Origin of the sequence: Gordonia sp. GONU, from assembly GCF_024733855.1 — a bacterium.
In the GTDB taxonomy this organism is placed as follows: Bacteria; Actinomycetota; Actinomycetes; order Mycobacteriales; family Mycobacteriaceae; genus Gordonia; species Gordonia amicalis.
In genome coordinates, this window is the sequence record NZ_JANRHB010000007.1 from 139,116 (window position 1) to 160,132 (window position 21,017).

Below are 21,017 nucleotides of genomic sequence, written 5' to 3' on the forward strand. Positions count from 1 at the left end.
CTGCGCCCATTTCAGCGGGCCAGCGTCGAGCAGGTGGTCGACGTGCTTTACCGCAGAAAGACGGGCACCCGATACCTCGTCGCCGATGAGACCGGCCTCGGCAAGAGTATGGTTGCTCGCGGCGTGATCGCTGCCGCCATCGACGATCTGCAAGACAACGACGAGGTCGACCGGATCGACATCGTCTACATCTGCTCCAACGCCGACGTGGCACGACAGAACGTCAAACGCCTCGACATCCTTGGCACCAAGGTCAACTTGTCGACACGACTAAGCATGCTCGCCACAGCAACCCATCAGCTCAACACGCCGGTGACCTCGGTCGGCAAGCCCGTCAACCTTGTCTCCCTCACACCGCGAACATCGTTCCCGGATAGGGGCTGGCGCACCGGCACTCGCGACGAACGATCGCTGCTGTTCCTGATCTTGCGAGACGAACTCGACCTTCGAGGAGCCCGCGCCACGGCCGCGTACCGCATCCTGCGCGGGACCATGGATTGGACGAGATTCAAAGAGCACACCCAATGGTTTGAGCGAACTCTGGACGACAACGCCTCTGCTGGTGCGCCGCCACTGGACCAAACAGTGGTTTCCAAGTTTCTCGAGCTCGTCCGAATGCCCGTCGGAAGCGGGTCCTCGGTCCTCGATCGATTCACCGAACTCCTCGACGGCACGGTTGGGAATACCGACGTCCCCGGCGGCTTCACTGCTGCGGCCGACGTGGTGATTGCGCTACGACGAACGCTGGCGCGTGCTGGTGTCGAGGCACTCGAACCCGATCTGGTGATCCTTGACGAGTTCCAACGATTTACCGACCTGCTCCAGGACGACCTTACGGTCAGCGAGTTGGCACAGGAGATGTTCAACTATTCGTCCGCGCGAGTGCTGCTGCTGTCCGCGACCCCGTATAAGCCCTTCGACATCGACGACCTCGCCGACGGAACAGACTCAGCCAGTAAACTGTCGGACGGTACACATCGCGAGCAATTCCTGGGCACACTCGACTTCCTGACCAAGGGGCAAGCCGCGCCTCACGAAGGATCCCGCGGAATCATCAAGTTACTCAGTGAGTTTCGTGATGCCGTTACACGCGGTCAGGACCCGTCAGAGCTTCGGGATCGGCTGCGCACCGAGCTGCTGACGGTTATGTGCAGAACCGAGCGGCCGTCGACAGCGAAGTCATCGATGGTCAAGGAACGTCGAGTGCCCGCCTCGGCGGTCACCGCCGACGATGTCAGTCAGTTCATCAAGCTGACCGAACTTGCTCAGCACGTGGGCACGCACCTTCCAATGGACGTGTGGAAGTCGGTACCGGCGCTGGTGCATTTCATGGATGAGTACCAGCTCGGACGATTCGTTGCCCGAGATGCCGACGATCCCGAAGTGCAGCGGATGCTTCGCGGCGTGCGGCGCCTCGACCTTCGGTCGATCGAATCGTATGAGGCTCTACCGCAACAAAATCCACGACTGCAGACTCTAATCGATCAGACCACCGGACTGAACTGGCAGCAGATGCTGTGGATGCCGCCGTCGCAGCCGTACCTCAGGCCGGGCGGACCCTACGCGAGCTTCCAAGCACAAACGATGACGAAGAAGCTGGTCTTCTCTCAATGGTCGGCGACGCCCACCGCAGTTGCTTCGCTTCTCAGCCATGACGCAAGCCGGCGCATTGCACGCAGCGAGACGGCCGCGCCAAGGAAGATCACCACGACCAACGAGAATGTCTCACAACGACTCCAGTTCAGTCGGAGGGGGTCAGACCTCTCTGCGATGGCGTCGTTCATCGCCTTCTTCCCGCTACCCGGCCCCGCCGACCGGGCCGATCCGCTGGCGAGTGCCGGCCAGAACGGCGACGCGGCTGACCGTGAAATAGCCGAGGCGCAACTTGCCGAGCAGCTCGCGTCAGGGCTACCGACGGGCGCCCGTGAATCGACCGCCACCGAGAGCGCCTCGGCACTGTGGCGATGGCCTCTTATGATCGCCGACGGTGTTCTCGACGAGGCACTGGCCGGCACGGCGGACGGGCTGATGCCCGCCGCGGCAATGGCAGGTCGTGTCCACGACCCCGACGATCCCGAGGCGCCCGAACACCAAGAGCAAACGTCGGCTCTGGAGGACTATGTGAAACAGGCTGCCGCCGTGCGTCGCGGCGAAGGCCACGGAGATTTGACCACGATCCCGCCCGACCTCGCCCTTCGCACCGCGCAGCTGGCGATGCACTCACCGGCAAACTGCGCGTGGCGTGCGCTCGGTCGGCTGTCCGTGAATACAAGCCAAGTGACCGCCGCCGGTAGATGGTGCGCTGCCGCAGTCCTCGCGTCCGGTCTGCGCACGCTGTTCAACCGCTGGGAGTCGTCGCTCATCCTCGACGAGCTGTATCGCGACGACACTCCCTACTGGCAGAAAGTGTTGCGCTACTGCGCAGATGGCAATCTGCAGGCCGTGCTCGATGAGTACCTGTATCACCTCGCCGCTGTCGAGGGTGACAGTTCGATGACCGACGAGAAGCTGGCCCGCTTCGCGTTCCACGCCGCCCAGCCGCTCAAGCTCAGCACCGCAATCTACAAGGGCAAAGACCCACTGGGCGGGGCCGACATCGACTTTCGCTGCCGGTTCGCCATGCGCTACGGCGACTCCAAACAAGACGACCAGTCGGTGCGCTCGACCGACATTCGCGAAGCCTTCAACTCGCCGTTCTGGCCGTTCGTCCTGGTGTCGACGAGCGTTGGGCAGGAGGGCATTGATTTTCATCCGTGGTGCCACAACCTCGTGCACTGGAACGTGCCGGGCAACCCGGTCGACTTCGAGCAGCGTGACGGGCGCGTGAACCGCTTCCGTGGACATGCGGTGCGACGGAATATCGCACAGAAGCATGGGGCCGAGATGCTTCGGTCGTTGAACCCGTGGCGCGAAGCATACGAGTTAGCCAGCGCCGATGCGCCACATCCCGACGTGCCGGGATTGGCACCGGACTGGGTGTATCCGGGACCGCACAGAGTCTTTCGCGATGTGTTGCCGTATCAGCTAAGTACTGATGAAGCACGGATCGAACGGGTGAAGAAGCGGGTTGCGTACTATCGGCTGGCGTTTGGTCAGGCACGACAGGAAGACCTGATCTCCGTAGTCGCCGCTACCGGAGTGACGGCAGATGAAGCAACTGCCTGGCGGGTCGATCTGCGACCAGGCGCCGGCCCCGTTAACGATTAAGGAGAAGTGCCCTTTCTAAGCCAACGATAGGAATGATGTGAGCACCGAGTGTGCAAGTTCCGCTAAGGACCTGGCTGGTTTAATCAAGCGTCGAAATAACGGATTGGCGATGTCTGCAGAATGGCGTAGGAGGATCGATCCTGCTGCTGCGCGAACGCCTCGCCGGTAACACCCCGGAGGACCGTCAGTGGACGCGCGACGCCCTCGATGTGCGTAACCGCTTCGACTTCTACTGCGAGGAGCACGACGCCAAGAGCGGCGAGACCATCCGCACCTACTCCAACGCCGGCGCCAACTCCGGCGGCGAGCAGGAAAAGCTGATGGCGTTCTGTCTCGCCGGTGCGCTGCGCTTCAACCTGGCCAGCCCGCACGGCAACGACAACCGGCCGATCTTCGCCCAGCTGATGCTCGACGAGGCGTTCTCCAAGTCCGACCCGCAGTTCGCCCAGCAGGCGCTGCCGGCGTTCCGCAAGTTCGGGTTCCAGCTGATCATCGTCGCCACGGTGCAGAACACCAGCACGATCCAGCCGTACGTGGACAACGTGGTGATGGTGTCGAAGGTCGAGGCAGGGCCGGATCTACGGCCGATTGCCACGCGACTTCGACGACGATCAAGGCGTTCTCGGAGCTGCGGCGGTCGGGGAGTCAGTTGGTGGTGTAGGTGCACCATCGCGAACCCTTTGCTCGTTGAGCCGTCGACGAACGCTAGCGAGAAAGCGTGTCGAAGCCACCCGCTGGCGACCGGCCCCGACCAGGAAGTCGGCCGCGGGCGACTGTTGCCCGACGTGATCGTTCGACGACCGACACCTGCAAGCCCGGGGTATGATGGCGTACCCAATCCCTGCCGGGAGCGAGTTCTACGTCGGTACCGCAGACATCGAGTGCTAGGGACCCTGGGTGACGAGGCAGGGAAACAACGTGCGGTTCGTCCGACTGCCGGTCTGTACTTCCGACTGTATCGCTGCCTTACGAAGGTATCGGCCCGTCCCGTGAATCGATTGCACGTATGTCTGGTAGAGACGCGCGAAGAGGCTGCTCCTGTCGTACTCCCGCGGTACGGTGCGCAATGTGCGACGGATGATTGCGTTCGATGGTGACGACACGTTGTGGCGAGTCGAGCATCTTTACGACCAAGCCCGCGACGAAGCGGCCGCCATTGTTGCTGAAACGGGGATCGAACCCGACTACTGGAGTCAGATCCAGAAGGAGATCGACATCTCAAACTTTGCGACGTACGGCTTGTCGCGATTCCGATTTCCACACTCATCGGTACAGGCATACGAACAAGCCGCGGCGGAGGCCGGGATTCGTGTTGACGAGGTGGTCGGAGATCGAATACGTGCGGTGTCGGCATCGGTATTCGAAGCGACTGCGCCGTTGATGTCGGGTGTGTGTGAAGTTCTCGACGAGCTAGCGAAGTCCTATCGCTTAGCGCTGATGACGCAAGGTGACCCCATTGTGCAGCATAGAAGGATTGCTGATAGTGGCCTTGCCGACCGATTCGAGATAGTCCATGTTGTCACACGTAAAGATGAACGGTCCTTTTCCGCAATGCTCGACGAAGCTGGTGTCGCGTCGACAACCGCATGGTCTGTGGGCAACAGCGTGCCTTCAGACATCAACCCGGCATTGAGTGCTGGGATGGGTGCGATATGGATCGACGCGCACGTTTGGGCACACGAGCGGCGCGAGGTTCTGCCGATCGGTGACCGCGTTGTTGTGTGCGATTCACTGCGGGAGCTCCCGACAGTCTTGGCGGAGCAGCCGGTGTTGGTCCGGTGACGCAGCACCAGCGACGGACGGCAGTCGACACAACGCGAGTCGGTCTTTCGTTCATCGAGGTTCTGTTCGCTCTTGTCGTCGCGCGTACTTTAGATCCCCTGGTCAACTATTCCTCCATCCCGGTGGTGGGATGGTCACACCTCGCTGTTGCGTTCGTACTTGCAGTTACGAGCTGGATTGGCTACCACAACAGCTGGAATCGGCCCCGGTACTTCATACGCTTCGCGAACCTGCCGCTCTGGCAGTTTGTGATCGATGTGATGCTCGTGGTCACATATTGGTTCTGCGCCACATCGGCCGAGGGCATCGGTACGGATCTCGGTAAGCACGTTTCTGCTCGGCCCGAGGCCACGCTCGTCGCAATCAGCTTCGTCCTGTACTGCTTCTGGGACAAGGTTGGTCGCGCAATTCGGTCATCCGACCTCTATCCCGGAAGCCCACCGGGTCACGACGTGCCGCGTCGCCATTATGTGACGTGGGCCTGCACAGTGCTAGCTCTCGTATACGCGGCATCGATATGGCTGGTCGACCCGAGGTCGAGCTGGACGATTGTCGTCACAGACGTCTCACTCATTGGTTTGATCCTACTGTTCCGATTCGCGAAGGAGTGGAGCTGGGTTACCCCTTATGACGCATATCCCGTCGACGAACGAGGCGCCACGACGACGTAAAGTGCTCAGTGGGCCCAGCTGAGTCGTAGGTATGCCGGGTGTGGACGGCAAATCGGTGTCCGACTGGTCCACGAGGACATCAGGATTTCCGGGCACTCAAAGCGAACGCCATCCGGCGGGATGTCCCGTGACGCGATTGGTCGAACACGCGGGTTCGGAGAAGAGGAGGGCGACGACCTCACATGAAGTTCAAATGGGTATCGCCGTCGCAGCCACCGCGTCCGGTTCCTAGGCCCTTCGTCGCCGCGCCGTCCTCGCCGAGCCGGACCCGTGTGGTCACGCCACCCCCGGCACCCGTCAAAGCAGGAGCTCGGATCGGCCCAGTGACGACCGGCCCAGCCGCAAGCAGGGCCGATATCCCGATACTCGAGGGCGACGCTGCCAAGGCCGTTGCGCACCGTGGCAGCCACATCCAAATCATCGCGGCGGCCGGTTCAGGCAAGACGGAGGTCGTGTCGCAGCGTGTGGCTTCGCTCCTAGTTGACGGCGAGCCGCCGGAGTCGATCGTCGCGTTCACGTTCACGGAGAAGGCGTCCGCTGAGCTTAAGGAGCGCATTCGCGAGCGCGTGACGGCGCGGATGGGTGCTGCTGCCACAGATCAACTCGGACGTCTATTCGTCGGCACGATTCACGCGTATTGCTTCCGCATGCTGCAGACTTACGTGCCGCGGTACGAGACCTACACGCCGCTCGATGCGAACCAGCTCACCAACTTCCTGTATCAACAGAACCGTCTGATCGGTATCAAGGACCTCGCGCCAACCGACGGCACGTTCAAGAACATCGACACGTTCCAGCGGGGCATTGACGTCATCGAGAACGAACTGATCGACGTCGGCACACTCCCGGCCGGCAGCTTCAAGGAAGCCGTGCTGGCGTACTACGCCGCTCTCGATCGCTACCAGTTCATGTCGTTCGGGACTCAAATTGTGCGGGCTGTCGAGGCACTCGCCGACCCTTCGGTGCATACAGCCGTTAGCGCACCTCTGCGGCACCTGATCGTCGACGAGTACCAGGACGTGAACCCAGCTCAAGAACGGCTCGTCGAACTGCTCGCGAAGCCAAACGGCAACGCCGACGTTGTGGTCGTGGGTGACGATGACCAAGCGATCTACCAGTGGCGCGGTTCAGCTGTGCAAAACATCGTCACCTTCGCCGACCGGTATCCGGACGTGGCTCAGTTCAAGCTACTTACCAACCGTCGTTCGCGGCCAGGCATCGTGGAAGTCGCCAACCTTTTCGCGCAGACGATCTCTGGTCGCATTGACAAGCAAATGCTCCCGCACCGAACGGCCGACGGCCCGAGCGTCGCGCTCGTTCGCGACCCAGGAGACGAGACTGACGCTGCGAGCGAGATCGCGCGGCAGATCCGCGACTTTCATTCGGGCGGACTCGCATATCGCGATATTGCGATTCTCGTGCGGGGTCGGTCGTCGTACCCGGCGATCATGGATGCCCTCGAGAAGGCCGGAATCCCTGTACAGGCAGGCGGACGATCAGGGCTGTTCGCGCAGCCGGAGCCTCGAGTGTTCGGCGAGACGTACGCCTGGATCGGGGACATCGGCTGGCGGCCGGCACAGTACGCCAAGCCAGAGATCGTCACACTGGAGCGACTGCTCGACAGCTACACCACGACGTTTGGCCTCTCTAAAGGTCAGCGGTCAGCGCTGTCTGTCCACCTCGAGGTGTGGAAGCAGAAAGCCTGTGACAGCGACTTCAACGAGAGCCTCGTTCGTGACTTCTATGGCCTGATGGAGTTGCTCGGTGTGAATGCGTGGGATCTGTCCGACGAGACGACGCGCAACCGACTCGGGACAATCGCACGCTTCACGACAGTACTCGCGGACTACGAGGGCGTCAGCTGGCGCGCTCGCAAAGACCCGAACAACCCGGGGGAACAGGTCGGTGGCCGAAGCGGCGGGCTGTGGTTCTACAAGAACCTCGCGATTCTGCTCACCAACTATGCGGTGGGAAGCTATGACGACTTCGCCGGCGAGGAAGGGCACCTGGACGACGGTGTCGCCCTCTGCACTGTGCACGGGTCGAAGGGTCTCGAATGGCCGGTCGTGTTCTTACCGTCACTCGTGAAGACTCGATTTCCATCGAGCCGTAACGGTCGCTCGCAAGACTTCCCCCACGATTTGCTCGGTCGCTTCGACCGGCAACGGTACGAGGGCACCGATGACGACGAGCGGCGACTGTTCTATGTGGCGATTACGCGCGCTCGCGACGCGGTACTCCTGTCCAGCTTTTCGTTGACAGGCGCCGGCAAGAATCGCAACGCTTCTCCGTACTACGACGAGGTTGCAAACGCCTACGCCAAGACCGGAATTCCGACGTCGGCGACAGGCAAGGGAACTGCATCGGAGGCCGACCTCGCGATCACGTACAGCGAACTCGCACTGTACGAGACGTGCCCGCGCAGCTACTTACTCAAGAACGAGCTCGGGTTCATGCCGACGATTCAGCAGGAACTCGGTTACGGCAACGCCGTGCACCACACGATGCGCGTGCTGGCGGAGCGCACCCAGGCGACTGGCGTCATGCCGACACGACAGCAGGTAGACCAGCTGCTCAACTCTGAATTCTTCCTTCCCTATGCAAATAAGGCCGGCCACAAGCAAATGCGTGACAAGGCGCGACGACTCGTGATGAGGTACGTCAGCGAGTACTCGTCAGAACTGTTACGCACCTGGGCGACCGAGCGACCGTTCGAGCTCTACCTGGATGGTGCGGTGATCTCAGGCCGCGCCGACGTCATCTACGACAACGAGGACGGCAAGGTCGGACGCCTCGCGATCGTGGACTACAAGACGTCCACCGGCGGCCAGGTCGACCCACTGCAGTTGCAGATCTACACCGAGGCGGGACGCCGAGAAGGCCTCGACGTTGGTGCTGCGTTCATTCAGGACCTCGGTGCCGAGACACGATACGACGTCCAGGTTGATGCGAACTCGATTGGCAAAGCCGAAGAACTAATCATCGCCACAGCGGACAGCCTGCGCCGCCGCGAGTTTGAGCCGAAGCCGGACCGTCGCAAGTGCCGTCAGTGCGACGTGCGAAACGTTTGCTCAGCCGCCGCGACACCGTGATCCACTTCCGACGACACGTAACGAGCTTGTCTTGCTACGGCCCGGCCCCGACAAGAACTCAGCCTCAAACCGTGTTCTCGGCGTAGTAGTTGCTTGCGAAGTTGGAGTTGTAGTACCAGTCGACCGGGCGACCGCCAGCCATGATGCCGGCACGAACCTCCTCGTCCTTGAGGTTAAGCACCTTCATCACGCTGCCGACTTTGCTCAATGCTTCAATTCGATGAAACGCGGCACCGTGCGCCTCGGCGAACGCCGCTAGGGCCTGAAGCTTGACTAATGAATCATCGAGGTAGTGACCGTGCGGGTCGACGATCGAAGCCCTCGCCTCGCCGTCGATGTCGTGAAAGAAGATGAAGTCAGGGTGCATCGATCGCCAATTTCCCGTCATTTCATCTCGATACGCGATTCCGAGTGAATCGGCAGTCTGACGCGGCGGATTCCGATACCAGCCAAGTGCACCATCGCGCGCGATCTCGTGCTTGACGATCTCGGCTTCCCAGTCGTTCAACTTCGTGATCGGCGCGTCGCCGTTCTTGTCCGACATGAGGTGCAACTTCACCAACTCGGCGCGGAGGAGCTGTTTATCTTCGTTCTCCTCGACGTAGTCTTCGATGCGGGTTCGCGGTCGACCGAGTGGTTCGATTTGAGGCGTCGCTGCGAGTGCGTTGATGTCGCGGTATTCCTGCCGGCGATCGTCTGGTAATTCCTGGATGGCGTCATCGTGTTCGTCAAACAAATCTGCCGCGATCTGGTCGGACTTGTTGTCGACCGCTTCCCGTATCTCCGGCACGCAGGCGAGAGCTGCGGTTCGAACGAATGCTTCGCGGAGCGCGTCGTCGCTGTCGTCATCGGTCGTCAGGTGGTCGACGTAGCCGTGCGCGATATCGGCGCCAAACGCCTTGCGAGCGTCTTCGAATGCAGCGCGAATGGCACGTTCGTCTGCCACCTCGACGATGTCGGCGTACTCAACGCTCTTGGCGCCGAACTTCGCCGAGATCTCCTGCAGCCGCACAGCCAAGACTTCAGCAATCGCGGACTCCACTCTGCTTCTGTACGACACGGCCGCGTCATCGAGCAAGGCATGGACCTGACGAGACACCTCGGCCAGTGCTCCGTGCCGCACACCATCGGTTGATAGGGAAAGAGCGAGAGTAGCGAGCCGCTTCACAGGAGACGTACCACGCTGCGGGAGTGTCATCGACGGTAGGTTGTCCCACGCGCGCCAGACCGTCTCCGGGACTGACTTGTTCGGGGTCATGAGGCACTCGTCGCGGATAATCCTCCTGGTCGGTTCGGGGACCCCGTCGATCTGGGCGGTTAGCAGCCTAACTACATCACCGGCGGTCTTTCGGTCGAAGAACGGCAACAGACAGTCGACCGAGTTGAGTTCGTCGTCGCCTGGAACTCGACGGGCGAGGGGTGTGCGCACCATCCGGCCTAGCAACTGCTGGATGTGGTCGTGATCCTTCGCAGGCCGAAATGACACCAACACCTCGGCACGCGGACAGTCCCACCCAGTGGAGATTGCGTCCTTCGCGATGAGTATTCGGACGTCCGTGCGATCTTCGACGAGTTGAGGCTCAATCCAATCGACCTGGTGAGCCCCAAATGTCTGCGTCACGTGTTTGTCAAAGACGTGTCGGATCGAGTCGGAGCCTAACTCGGGCATGACGTCAAAGATGACGTCGAGTGCCTCACCGATCTTGTCGTGGTTCGGCGTGTTGGGAGCTTGTAGGACCATCAATGGCTTGACGACGTCAGGCAATTTCTGTGTCTCGCAGTAGGTCTGCCACCGCTCGGACGAGTGCTTTAGCTTCCTCGCGCCTCGACGCACCAGGACCATGTCGATCGCTTGCGCCTCAGCTGGAATGTCGACCTTCACGACATCCTTTACGAGTCCAGATTCCTGCACCTGGAAACCATCTACCTGTACCGGTGGAAGGTAGCGGCGGTCGCCCGACACATCCGCGTCGTCCATCGCTTCCCGGAAATCGCCAATCGTGGCCGAGATTCCCCACACGACTGGGATGGGGGGATACCCAGCATGCCCATTGATCAGCTTTTGGACGATCGTGGACTTGTCTCTTGTTGCTTTCGTACCGAAACCTCGGTGCGCCTCGTCGACAATCAAATACAGAGTCAAGTCCGGATCGTCGATAGTGTTGGCGATAGTCTGCCAAATCGTGTAACCCTGCATGTCTGGCTGGACGAAGGCCTGCATTCCCTCCAGCACGTCCTGCTCGGCAACGGTCTCGTGACCACGCGTGAGGAGCGAGGACTTCGACAGCTTCTGCGTGTTGAGGAAATACACTTTGCCGGCTTCGAGCTTCGGCCGCGAGAACGGCGGTTCGATGGTAACGAGGTCAGTTGACACGACCTTGTCCGACGCCTCCATGATGCGGAACCGTGTTTGCTCGTTGAGGCTCGGTTGGTCCGAGAACCAGATTACAACGGCACCGTCGTCCGGCTCGAATTCGTAATCGGCGTTGCCAAAAAACAGTGACTCGATCACTGCCGCTGCGATCACTGTTTTGCCGGCGCCTGTGGTTGCGGACAGAGACACCGAGGTCGGGGTCGTTTCACGCTCGTGGATCGTCTTGGCGCGATCCAGAGCTGCGAGCATGTCTTCGAGCGCTGTGCGCTGGTATGGCTTCAGTGTGAACTTCAACGTGCAGCCCTCCCGGCTTCGATCTCGAAGTTGCGGAGGTAAGAAGAATACAGGCGAACCGGTTCGACGTGTTCTGGAAGCTGTCGGACTAACGCTTCAAATAGGCGGTCTTCGTCGGTGACAATGTACGCGTGGGTGATTCCCTCCGCAGCCTCAACGGCTTTCAGGAACGGCTCAACGAGGTCAAGGTTCGCGATCACACCGTACGTATCGGCAACGTCCCACCCAACCGAGATTTCATCGATGCGGCGCCCACGTGCTCCAGCTCGTAGCCAGAGGAAGGGAGCGATCTTGGCAAACTCTCGGTGTGACGCCACGCGCATAGCGGATTCGTAGGTGAGGGTGAAGAACTCGACGTTCTCTTCAAAACCGTCAGCCATGGGAAACTCGTCTGTGAACTTATAGTCTCCCTTGATGGGCTCGCGATCAGGGGTCCTACCGGTGATAGCCGCTGCAATTCGCGGTTTGGTGATGTAATCGCAGATGCCCCACCGTTCCCATTCCGCGTCTCCCGGGCGCAGTCCGGACTCGCGTAGACGATATTGTTCATCTTGGGAAACTTCATTATTCGTAATTGAGATCGAGCGGCGATGCCCTCCGTCCTGTTTGTTGAGTCGAAGCACCGCGTGCGCCGTTGTTCCAGAACCGGAAAAAAAGTCGAGGATTACGGCCGATGGATTATCCGCCACAAACAACCGGAGCGCGTCCTCAACCGCGTATAATGATTTTGGAAATGGGAATCTCCGGTTTGGGGTTATATTCGAAATCAGCTTTGTTCCGTAGGCTTGTGCGCTGTGTGACTCACGTTGCCATTGCGTCGTCGGCATCGTTCTTTTCAATCCGCCTACGCGCTCGACAATAACTGAACCATCTTGCCGTCGCCCAAGTACTTTGATTGTGCCGTTGCGTATTTGTTCCAATTTCCCGCTGGTTAGATAGGAAACTGAAAAATCACCCTCTGTGCGGCCTCGGCCGCGACTTACGCGGACATATCCCTGTTCGATCCTCGAACGAAGTGTTGCGGGTGTGAGTCCCCAGATCATCTCAGTACCGTCCGGTTTAAGTGGCCACAGGGTCACGCAGCCATCTCGTCCTGGTACCGTATGTCGGTCCACCGTCCGGGGTATAGAGTTTCCTACTTCACTTATACGACCGGATTCCTTGTTCACATATATCGGGTAGAACTGATCAGGCCTCGGTTGCGGACCATTTCGTGCGGATGACATCTCGAATCGACGCAGCTGATTCCAACGCACCTCCTCGCCATCCTGAATGCCGGTAACTTCGGGTATCAGTTGAATGTCCCCAATCATCACAAAGTAGATGAACTCATTGGTTCGCGTGAACTCATTGGTTCGGATCGCCCCTGTTGGGTTGATAGCGGACGAGACCATCTGGACACGAGCGCCAGGGAACACCTGCTCGAGTAGCAACCCCAAGCGCAGATACTCTTTCTCGTCGATCGTTACGATAAGGACGGATTCGTCCGGGTTCAGCAACTCTCGCGCAAGCACGAGACGGCGCTCGATGAACGCTAGCCACTTTGAGTGACGGTAGTGATCGTCCGACTCGACGTAGTCGTTGTTATACTTCCAGTCCTTCGCGCCCGTATTGTAGGGTGGATCAATATAGATGCAATCGACTTTTCCCCGGTGGGTAAATAGTAGCGCTTGAAGCGCGTGATAATTTTCGGAATTGATCACCGTGTGAAAAGGCTTGCTTTTCCCACGCTCAATTTTTCCCGTCGAGAGTAGCCCAGGGTAGATCGGGTCACGGAACTCGGCGACGACAACGAGGTCGTCGACGATTACAGACCGCACATCGTCGGGGTCATCCACAGCAACAACATCAGCGCATCGGTCGCCGTCCGCCGAGTACACCTTCGTGACCCGGTACAGGCGCTCATCCTCCTTCTTCGGTGTCTTTCCCCGCTCAGGGAGGATCCGGACCTTGTCATTCTTTCGTATCGGCCGACCGGGCAGCTCTACGGCCTCGGGAGTGTGTCGCTCGAAATTCAACCCGAACGCCCGGCGGTCCGCGAGCGCATCGGTTTCGCGTCGAAGATCCTTGGCCAGCTGGGGATCGGTATTGGCGACTTGTCGGAGGAGGTCGTTGAGGCGTGACACGTGTCGATTCTTTCCTACTCGGTCGGAGTGACTGAGACGGGTCCGGCAAGGAGCACGGATGCGGTGTTAGGTCATAGTAGGCGGCCGGGAACACTCACAGCCGGCGGCGGCTCGGGATGCACCAGCTCCGGACGGCCGTGGTCCGAACTTGGCCCACGCTTGAACGGCCTGACTGCGTTCATTCGTCTTCCGATACGTCGATTGCGCTTCGAGCAAATGTGGCGAGGATTCGTGCGTGCGTCTGCCTCGGCAACTGGCGAGTGCCTGGTTCACCGAACGGCGTGCCGGGGCGTGCCGGCGCTTCGGCAAGCAGATCGTCGAGACCGGGGCGACTCAGCATGAGGAGCCCGTGTGTCGCGCGGGTGCACGCGACCGCGAGACGGCCGAACGCGGAGTTGAACTCGTCTAGCTCGGCTGCACCGTTCAGCGGGTGCACTGCAATCGTGATGCCGTTCGTCTGCCCCTGCCAAGAATCGACAGTGGAAGCGACGACGTCGCGGTTGGTCAAGTTGTGCCGCTCTTGCAGCCGCAGAACGACTTCTGTCGCGTCGTCCACGGATTGATTCCGCGTCGCCAAGATGGTGATCAGGGGATCGGAATGAGGGTCGCGCAGCGACTTCGTCTCCCACCGGCCCGTCGGTCGTCCCGAAACATCCCGGTCGTACACGGCGGATGTGAGTGTCGGCTCGGCCGAGAAGAACGCGTCGAGCAGTGCCTCGATGAAATTCATCAGCGGCAAGTCGATGTCGGCTGCTTCCGCTTCGGGCAATCCGCCAACCTCGAGCAGAGTCGGCACACCCGTGCCGACTTGCCTCCAGATCTCGGCCGCGCCCTCGTCCATCGGTCCGAAATCGATCGAGCGGTCGCCTGGAGCTGCGACGCAGTCGAGCGAGCCCTCCCATTCGGGGTAAAAGGCGCGCCAGAGCGCGAGGTGGCCAGCCGCTGGGCGCCACACCGTCGGGAGTTCGCGCGACCACGTGCGGGCATCGTCGTCGTACTCGGTCGGCCACGCGCGGTATGGGTTATAGGCCGGATCACCACGCCACGGGTTCTGCCCGATCTCGAGTGGCGGCAACTGTCCGACGTCGCCCACACCAACCCAGATCGGAGCGAGTTTGGTGATCTGATCGAACAGGTGGTGTGCGATCTGCCACGCCTCGTCGACGAACAACACGTCGAACGGGGAATCGCTGTCCGACGCCGAGCCGAGGTGATCAAGGAGTCTCTTACGCTCTGAGATTGCGCCGAACCGTGCCACCGTCCCGATCACAACCTGCACATTCAACGGAACGTTAGTCGTTGACGTCACCACTGTTGCAGCGTCGAGAACCTCTTGCGGGATGTCGAGGTACGCGTCCTTTCCCGCAAGTAACGCAACAGCGTCCTTCCCGAGGGACTCCGCGAGCGAGACGGCGAGCGGTCGAACCTGTTTGTTCGTAAATGCGGTTATTGCGACTCGATGACCCGGAGCGTGCTGAGTCGCCTCCACGACGAGTCGTTTCAACGCGTACGACTTGCCCGCTCCGGCCGCGGCCTTCAACAGAATCCGTTCGTTCATTGACGTGCCAGCCAGCATGGCGGCGAGTTCAACACTTGCCTCATCGGTGACGTGCTCGTTAAGCACGGCTGCGTCCTCGTGGTGCTTGGCGCTGGTTGCAACGTCAAGCGGTTCCTGGAAGTGGCTCGACTCTTCCACCTGCTGTGCGGTCATTCGACGTCATCCATGGTCTTGTGGGCAGGCGGCGTCTCCGGCACGGCTGCGAACGCGTTCCCCTCGGACGCACCGCTGGCGGCTACCTCGAATGCGTCATCGTCACGCACCGGCGGCCACGTCTCGGGGTTCAGCTCGCCCCGTGCACGTCGTTCCGCGAGCAGATCGGAGAACTCGGCCTCGCTGATCTCGTGCGAACGGCAGCACCACCTATGGGTCGACGGATCGGATTCGTACGAGTCGAACCGGCAAACGGGCGTAGGCGCTGACGTCGTGTCTGACTTTGGCTTGCATACCGGAAGTTTGCGGTTGCCCGTGAGCTTGTCGAACCAGGCGAAGTCGGCGACGACGAGCGAGTCGCCGAGTTCCAGTTGTGGTGTCGTCTGAGGAGTCCATCGCAATCTGGTTGGAATGTCTGGGTCCTCCGTCGCGAGTGGGCCGATCGACAGGCCGTCGATCTTGAACTTTCCGCTGCTGGGCGGGTCAAGAGTTGCGCCGGTCATCTCTACGCAGGCTATGCCGTTCCGAGTCACCATTACGATCCGCGACCCGTCGACGATCCTCCGTGACTCGACGTCGATGACGAGCGGCGCAGCAGACACGACGGTGGCAGATGCGACGAATCGATTGCCGGCGTCCGAGGCCATGTCGCGGGCCGCTTGCGGGTTGCATAAGAGGAGCAACTGAGCCGCACACTTGCCGTCGCTCTCGAGCATCGGTACGAGCGAATTCCGCCAGGGACGGTAAGTACGGCCGAAGCGCACTAGGTCCGACGCGTGCAGCGCCAAGCGCCGGCGCCATACCTCTTGCGCGTCAGACTCGACCGCCCGATACGCGGCGCGCAGTGTCGACGGTTCGATAACTTCCAGAGCGTCCAGAGCGCGTTCAATCGCCCGCGCTTTGTACTGCATCTCCTCGAGAACGAGCCTCTCGTACATCTCGGGGTCAGCCGCTTCGCCTGATCCGGATTTGCCGCGCTTTCCGACTAGCGACTGGTGGATTGCATCAGACATCGAATTAGTGAGGCGTGCGCCCGGAGTGTGTACGGAATCTTCGATTTCGTCTGCAAACGCCCTGTGATCGATCGGCCCGGACTTCTGTGCTTCGGCCCAGCCGACCAGGTAGTCGAGACGGCCCGCATTGACCGCAGGGCCACCAGCCACGAAGTGGCGCGCGAGTACTTCGCGAGCGTCGATGATGGGACAACGAAGCGAGAACCCGCGCGAGCGGTCGTCCTCGAGAAGGAACGCAATCGCCGTGCGTTCGCCCTCGGTGATCGCTCGCGGAATGGTTGCCGGTTCCCCGTCGTAGGTGAGCGCGGGGCGGCCCTGGTGCTCGTCGCGCTTCCATCGCAAGCGGCTCAGTTCGACTCCAGCTAGGTTGTCCGCGATCGTGACAAGCACGTCGGCAGTCGCCTGGTCGGGCACCACGAGGTGCACCGAGTCGGGCTGGCCGACGCCGGCCGCCCGTTGTTGCTCGCCGATTGCGCTGTTGAGCGCCTTCCCGATGATCCGCATCGCTCGACGGCGAGTATCGGACGCTTGCGGGTCGTGGAAGACAGTGAACTGCCAGTCCTTTCGTCCGCTCGCTGTAACTCGTTGCACCCCGATTCCGTGGAGGCCGATCGCTGCAGCGTCCGACTTCGCGAGGACTACGTTGATCGTGCCCGGCTTACCGGCCTGGTCGATGCGAAGCTGGCCCGAATTATGTGCCACCCCGCTTAGGGTTGCCTTGATGTTCGCCGCTGTCGACGCGGGCACGCGACCGACATCCGTCACACCGTCGACGAGGCCGAGGGCTGCGTTCCGAAGCCGCTGGGCTATGCCCAGTTCGATTAGCAAATCGCCAGCTACAGTCGAGCGACGTAGTTCGTCGCGGCAGTAGGTGAAGAGCGTGCAAGTCGGGCACGAGGCCGGGTCGAAGTCGGCCTGGAGGTGCTCGACATATGGCTTGACGTCTTGCCCAGCGGCATAGCCGGACTGGGCCGCCTCACGTCGGCGCTCGTCGATGCGGAGGTTGACCTCCTCGGCGTAGTCATGGAGGTTCTCGACAATCGCCTCCGGTTGGAGGAACGCGTTGCGCGGCACGGCAAGTACCCCGAAAGTGTGGACGGACATGCCGACTGGCAGCCGAGACCACGCGCGCGCGGATTCTGCGCCGACAGCCACCTGAAGGAAGCCCTTGAGCATTCGCGCGTCGTCGATTCGCGAGCGAACCCGCTCGTAATCCTTTGCGTCACCCATAACCAGCCACGACGCGGTCGGGTCGTCGTGAGATGGCGCGACGACCGCGAAGTCCGGCTTGACGTCTGTAGCGTCGTGCTCCTCGAAGCCGACGAATGGGACTGCGAGTTGGTAGACGAGAGTTACGGACTGTTCGTTTACGGCACGCTCGTGCGCTGCGACGAGCACCTTCGCGGTGGTGTCCGGGTTGGCGTGCGCGTCGACCGTCACAACTTCCTTCGGCCGGTTCAGGTTAAGCGCACCGACAGTTCGTGTGGCGATTCGCCCGGCGAAGTCCTCGTTGCGCACCAGCCGCTCGAACGTCATCGCGCGCATCCACCGCGCCTGCGGGATCGCGCCCGAGGCGTCGTCAAACCCGACCGCGGTTGCGAGACTACGACGGGTCAAGCCTGTGATCAGCGGATCGGTGCCGCGGAAGCGGGCACACGCGGCGTGAGACGAGGACGCGATGGCACTCGACCCTCCGCCGACAACTTGCAACGCCATTAGTTCGATCTTTCATCTTCGAGTCTGTCCGTTCGTCCGTACGCAGAACTTACGTCGACAGGAAGCTAACCGATCGTTACGACAATCGTGAGCATTTGCGTGTCGGGTCGCAGGGATGTCCGAACCGCCGGGTGCTCGGACGAATTCTGCCGGCGTCAGCCACTATCGTGGACATCGTCATCCGCTACGGCCCGACAGACGCGTCATCGTGACAAGGCTCCAACCCGAGCGGGAAGTTCGTCGTGTCTTCCTGGAGCCGCATGTCTCTGTTTCGAGCTTCGGTGTCGGGCGTTCGCGCCCAGATCACCGCTAACACCCTGATCCCTAAGTTGACCGAGCAACACTTCTTCGAGTACGGCTACCACGCGTCGAAGGCCGAAGTGCGCTCGTGGGAGCGCAGCGTCGGAGTCCTGGTAAGCGACCTGGAGGACGCGGGATTGGACCAGGCTGAGCTTCTTCTCGAGTACCGGCTGCCGCTCACTAGCAAACGTGCCGACGTCGTTGTGTGCGGTGTTCATCCGAAAACCGGCGAGGCCTCTTATGTCGTGGTCGAGCTGAAACAGTGGACCACCGCGACCGTCCTGGACGGTACGGAGGACGTCGTCCTCTACGACGGCGACCGCGAACGTCTTCACCCTATTGAGCAGGTCAGCCGCTATTGTTCTCACATCGCGGATTTCATCGCCGCTCTGGCCGGTAGTTCTGAGCAACTCGCTGGTGTCGCGTACCTGCACAATGCGACCGACGACGGCGTCCGTTCGTTGTGGGGTTACCCGGAATCTCAGACTGGTCGCATGTTTACCGGGCAACGGCGCAGCGAGTTGATCGAATTTCTCCGCTCGCGGATTGCCGATAAACCCGGCGCCGATGCGGCCGACCAGTTGACATCGTCTGCGATCCGACCGAGCAAGCAGCTTATGGCCCTAGCGGCCGACGAGGTCCAACGTCGAGAGCAGTTCGTGCTTCTTGACGAACAGAAGGTCGCTTATTCGCTCGTCATGCGTGCCGTGCAGGCGGCGGCCCGACAGAACACAAAGGAAGTGATCGTCGTCGTCGGCGGTCCCGGCTCGGGAAAGTCGGTCATCGCGTTGAGCTTACTCGGCGAACTTGCGCGTCAGGGGAGGACCGCAGTGCACGCGACGGGGTCATCTGCATTCACCAAGACTCTCCGGAAAGTCGCCGGTGCTCGAGCGCCGCGAGTCCAGAAGCTTTTCACCTACTACAACAACTTCATCAACTCGGAACCGAACGATCTAGAAGTCCTCATTTGCGATGAAGCGCACCGCATTCGCGAGACCTCGACCAACCGGTTCACTCGCGCGATCAATCGCACTGGTCGCCCACAAGTCGAAGAGTTGATCGACGCGGCGCGCGTACCCGTGTTCCTGCTTGACGAGGATCAAATCGTCAAACCGTCGGAGCGCGGCAGCGTCGATGAAATCCGACGAGCGGCCGAGCGAATGGGATGCACCATAAAGATCATTCGATTGGACGGCCAGTTCCGGTGCGGTGGTAGCCAAGCGTACGACTACTGGGTTCGAAGGCTTCTTGAACTCAAACCAGGCGGACCGATTCCGTGGGAGGGAGACGAGGCCTTCGACGTGGCAGTCGACGAGGCGCCATCCGTAGTTGAGAGTCGACTTCAACAAATGCTCGACGACGGCTACTCCGCTCGTATGGTCGCCGGATACTGCTGGAAGTGGAGCACGCCTGAGAAGGGCGAACCGCTCGCGGATGACATCACGATTGGAGGTTGGCGTCGACCCTGGAACAACCCGAAGACCACGAGACACGAGGGTGCACCCAGCCGGGAACTTTGGGCCACCGATCCCGCTGGTTTCGGTCAGATCGGATGTGTCTATACCGCTCAGGGATTCGAGTACGACTACGGCGCAGTCATTTTCGGGCCAGATCTGGTCTGGCGAACGGATCGTTGGGTAGCGCAGCCCGAGAAGAGCTATGACAGGCAGGTCAAGACCGCCGACCGAGCGGCCTTCGACCGAGCCATCCGTAACACCTACAAGGTGCTTCTCACCCGAGGGATGCGCGGCATGCGGATCTACTCGACGGACGCCGAGACGCAGGACATGCTCCGTGCTCTAGTCGAAGGACCGCGGAGTTGACGCGGATTCTCACCACCTATTCGGGTGTCACGCCGGCGGTCCAGGAGAACCTTCGATTCGGAATACAGCATGGCCGCTGGGGACTTCGACGGGAGCCACAGGGCTGGACGAAAGGAATGAGCTTCGACTGGCACGTCATCGGAGCTCGTGCCAGCGGGCTGCGGCGCGGTCCACGGTGCCAGCCGGAAGAGTGGGTGACGAGTGCGGTGGACGTATATCTATTCCGGGTGTTGTCTCCGCTGAGGTGGGAGTCGAGCTGTTTCTGGCCTGACGAGACAGCGGAGTCGGTGTTGAAGTATCCGTTCCGATTCGATACCGAGTTGATCGCGCAGGCCATGCAGGTGCCGACTGCGTACGACGACCCGATGCCGAGAGAAATCTCCGATGGAATTCGTCGGGCATCGAATCCGAAGGCTGAGTCAGTGGTGTCACTGAGCGACGCCAAGTGGTCCAAGATTGTCGCGGAGATCAAGATGCGCTGACAGTAGGCGTCGTGACTTGCGCGGCGGTCAGGAGGTCGTCGAACAGTCTTGGTCCGGTGGCCGTTGAGTTGGGTGGCACGTTCCGCGGAACGCTCATAACGGGCAGATGCCGATCGTCTCGCTGGCGTCGGCCTCGATCAGTGCTTGCAGCCCGCTCGGACCAACTCGGCGGACGCCGCCTCGGCATCGGCGGTGCGGAATGCATCAAGCTGTGAGAGCAAGGCAGAATGGTCGCCGACCCGCTCAGCAACAGCTGCCCTCGCCGCGGAACCCCACCATCCCAGGGCACTTATCGTTTCTTGAAAGGCCCGAATGTGATGCCCCGTTGGCGGCCACAGAATAAATGGGTCACTTGACTGTCCTCTGAACGATCGAATTCAAGGGTGTCCACCACGAGAAGTCTGGATAGGCACCCTGCCGGACGAC

Annotated in this window: 10 protein-coding genes and 1 pseudogene; 7 read left to right on the plus strand and 4 right to left on the minus strand. The window is 60.9% G+C overall.

The features are described 5' to 3' along the window. The first annotated feature begins 33 nt into the window (after positions 1–33). The 5 genes and pseudogenes from NWF34_RS09445 (at position 34) to NWF34_RS09465 (ending at position 8,752) form a co-directional block, all read left to right on the plus strand. Positions 34–3,207 (plus strand): helicase-related protein, encoded by a 3,174-nt coding sequence (locus tag NWF34_RS09445; RefSeq protein WP_258324801.1) that lies wholly within the window; start codon positions 34–36, stop codon positions 3,205–3,207. A 137-nt stretch (positions 3,208–3,344) separates the two neighbouring features. Next, a pseudogene (locus NWF34_RS09450) lies at positions 3,345–3,868 on the plus strand (SbcC/MukB-like Walker B domain-containing protein); the annotation flags it as partial. Positions 3,869–4,284: 416 nt separating this feature from the next. After that, complete coding sequence (locus NWF34_RS09455) at positions 4,285–4,989, plus strand: HAD family hydrolase (RefSeq protein WP_258324802.1); 705 nt, start codon at positions 4,285–4,287, stop codon at positions 4,987–4,989. Next, on the plus strand, positions 4,986–5,660 hold the full coding sequence (locus NWF34_RS09460; protein WP_258324803.1) for a hypothetical protein: 675 nt from the start codon (positions 4,986–4,988) through the stop codon (positions 5,658–5,660). The genes NWF34_RS09455 and NWF34_RS09460 overlap by 4 nt, the downstream gene beginning before the upstream one ends. A gap of 323 nt (positions 5,661–5,983) precedes the next feature. Next, entirely contained in the window at positions 5,984–8,752 is a 2,769-nt protein-coding gene (locus tag NWF34_RS09465; RefSeq protein WP_258324804.1) for an ATP-dependent DNA helicase, read from the plus strand. A gap of 64 nt (positions 8,753–8,816) precedes the next feature. Here NWF34_RS09465 and NWF34_RS09470 read toward each other — a convergent pair whose 3' ends face one another. From NWF34_RS09470 to NWF34_RS09485, 4 genes are all read right to left on the minus strand, one after another. Next, entirely contained in the window at positions 8,817–11,420 is a 2,604-nt protein-coding gene (locus NWF34_RS09470; protein ID WP_258324805.1) for a DEAD/DEAH box helicase, read from the minus strand. Then, positions 11,417–13,546, minus strand: coding sequence for a site-specific DNA-methyltransferase (locus NWF34_RS09475; protein ID WP_258324806.1), 2,130 nt, complete (start codon positions 13,544–13,546; stop codon positions 11,417–11,419). The genes NWF34_RS09470 and NWF34_RS09475 overlap by 4 nt, the downstream gene beginning before the upstream one ends. Before the next feature lie 178 nt (positions 13,547–13,724). Then, positions 13,725–15,257, minus strand: coding sequence for an AAA family ATPase (locus NWF34_RS09480; RefSeq protein WP_258324807.1), 1,533 nt, complete (start codon positions 15,255–15,257; stop codon positions 13,725–13,727). Continuing rightward, positions 15,254–17,986: a hypothetical protein gene (locus tag NWF34_RS09485; RefSeq protein ID WP_258324808.1), complete on the minus strand. Its 2,733-nt coding sequence runs from the start codon at positions 17,984–17,986 to the stop codon at positions 15,254–15,256. Before NWF34_RS09485 ends, NWF34_RS09480 begins: the two co-directional genes overlap by 4 nt. Before the next feature lie 260 nt (positions 17,987–18,246). Between NWF34_RS09485 and NWF34_RS09490 the strand changes: the two genes are divergently transcribed. Further along, positions 18,247–20,109 carry a DUF2075 domain-containing protein gene (locus NWF34_RS09490; RefSeq protein ID WP_258324809.1) on the plus strand — a complete coding sequence of 621 codons (1,863 nt, stop codon included), beginning with the start codon at positions 18,247–18,249 and terminating at the stop codon, positions 20,107–20,109. Beyond that, on the plus strand, positions 20,106–20,591 hold the full coding sequence (locus tag NWF34_RS09495) for a hypothetical protein (protein WP_005195045.1): 486 nt from the start codon (positions 20,106–20,108) through the stop codon (positions 20,589–20,591). The genes NWF34_RS09490 and NWF34_RS09495 overlap by 4 nt, the downstream gene beginning before the upstream one ends. Positions 20,592–21,017 lie beyond the last annotated feature (426 nt).

Bases quoted from the DNA above. Each gene is read 5' to 3' on its own strand.
- NWF34_RS09455 (WP_258324802.1), top strand. From the start codon at position 4,285: ATGATTGCGTTCGATGGTGACGACACGTTGTGGCGAGTCGAGCATCTT.
- NWF34_RS09480 (WP_258324807.1), bottom strand. From the start codon at position 15,257: ATGACCGCACAGCAGGTGGAAGAGTCGAGCCACTTCCAGGAACCGCTT.
- NWF34_RS09485 (WP_258324808.1), bottom strand. From the start codon at position 17,986: ATGGCGTTGCAAGTTGTCGGCGGAGGGTCGAGTGCCATCGCGTCCTCG.
- NWF34_RS09490 (WP_258324809.1), top strand. From the start codon at position 18,247: ATGTCTCTGTTTCGAGCTTCGGTGTCGGGCGTTCGCGCCCAGATCACC.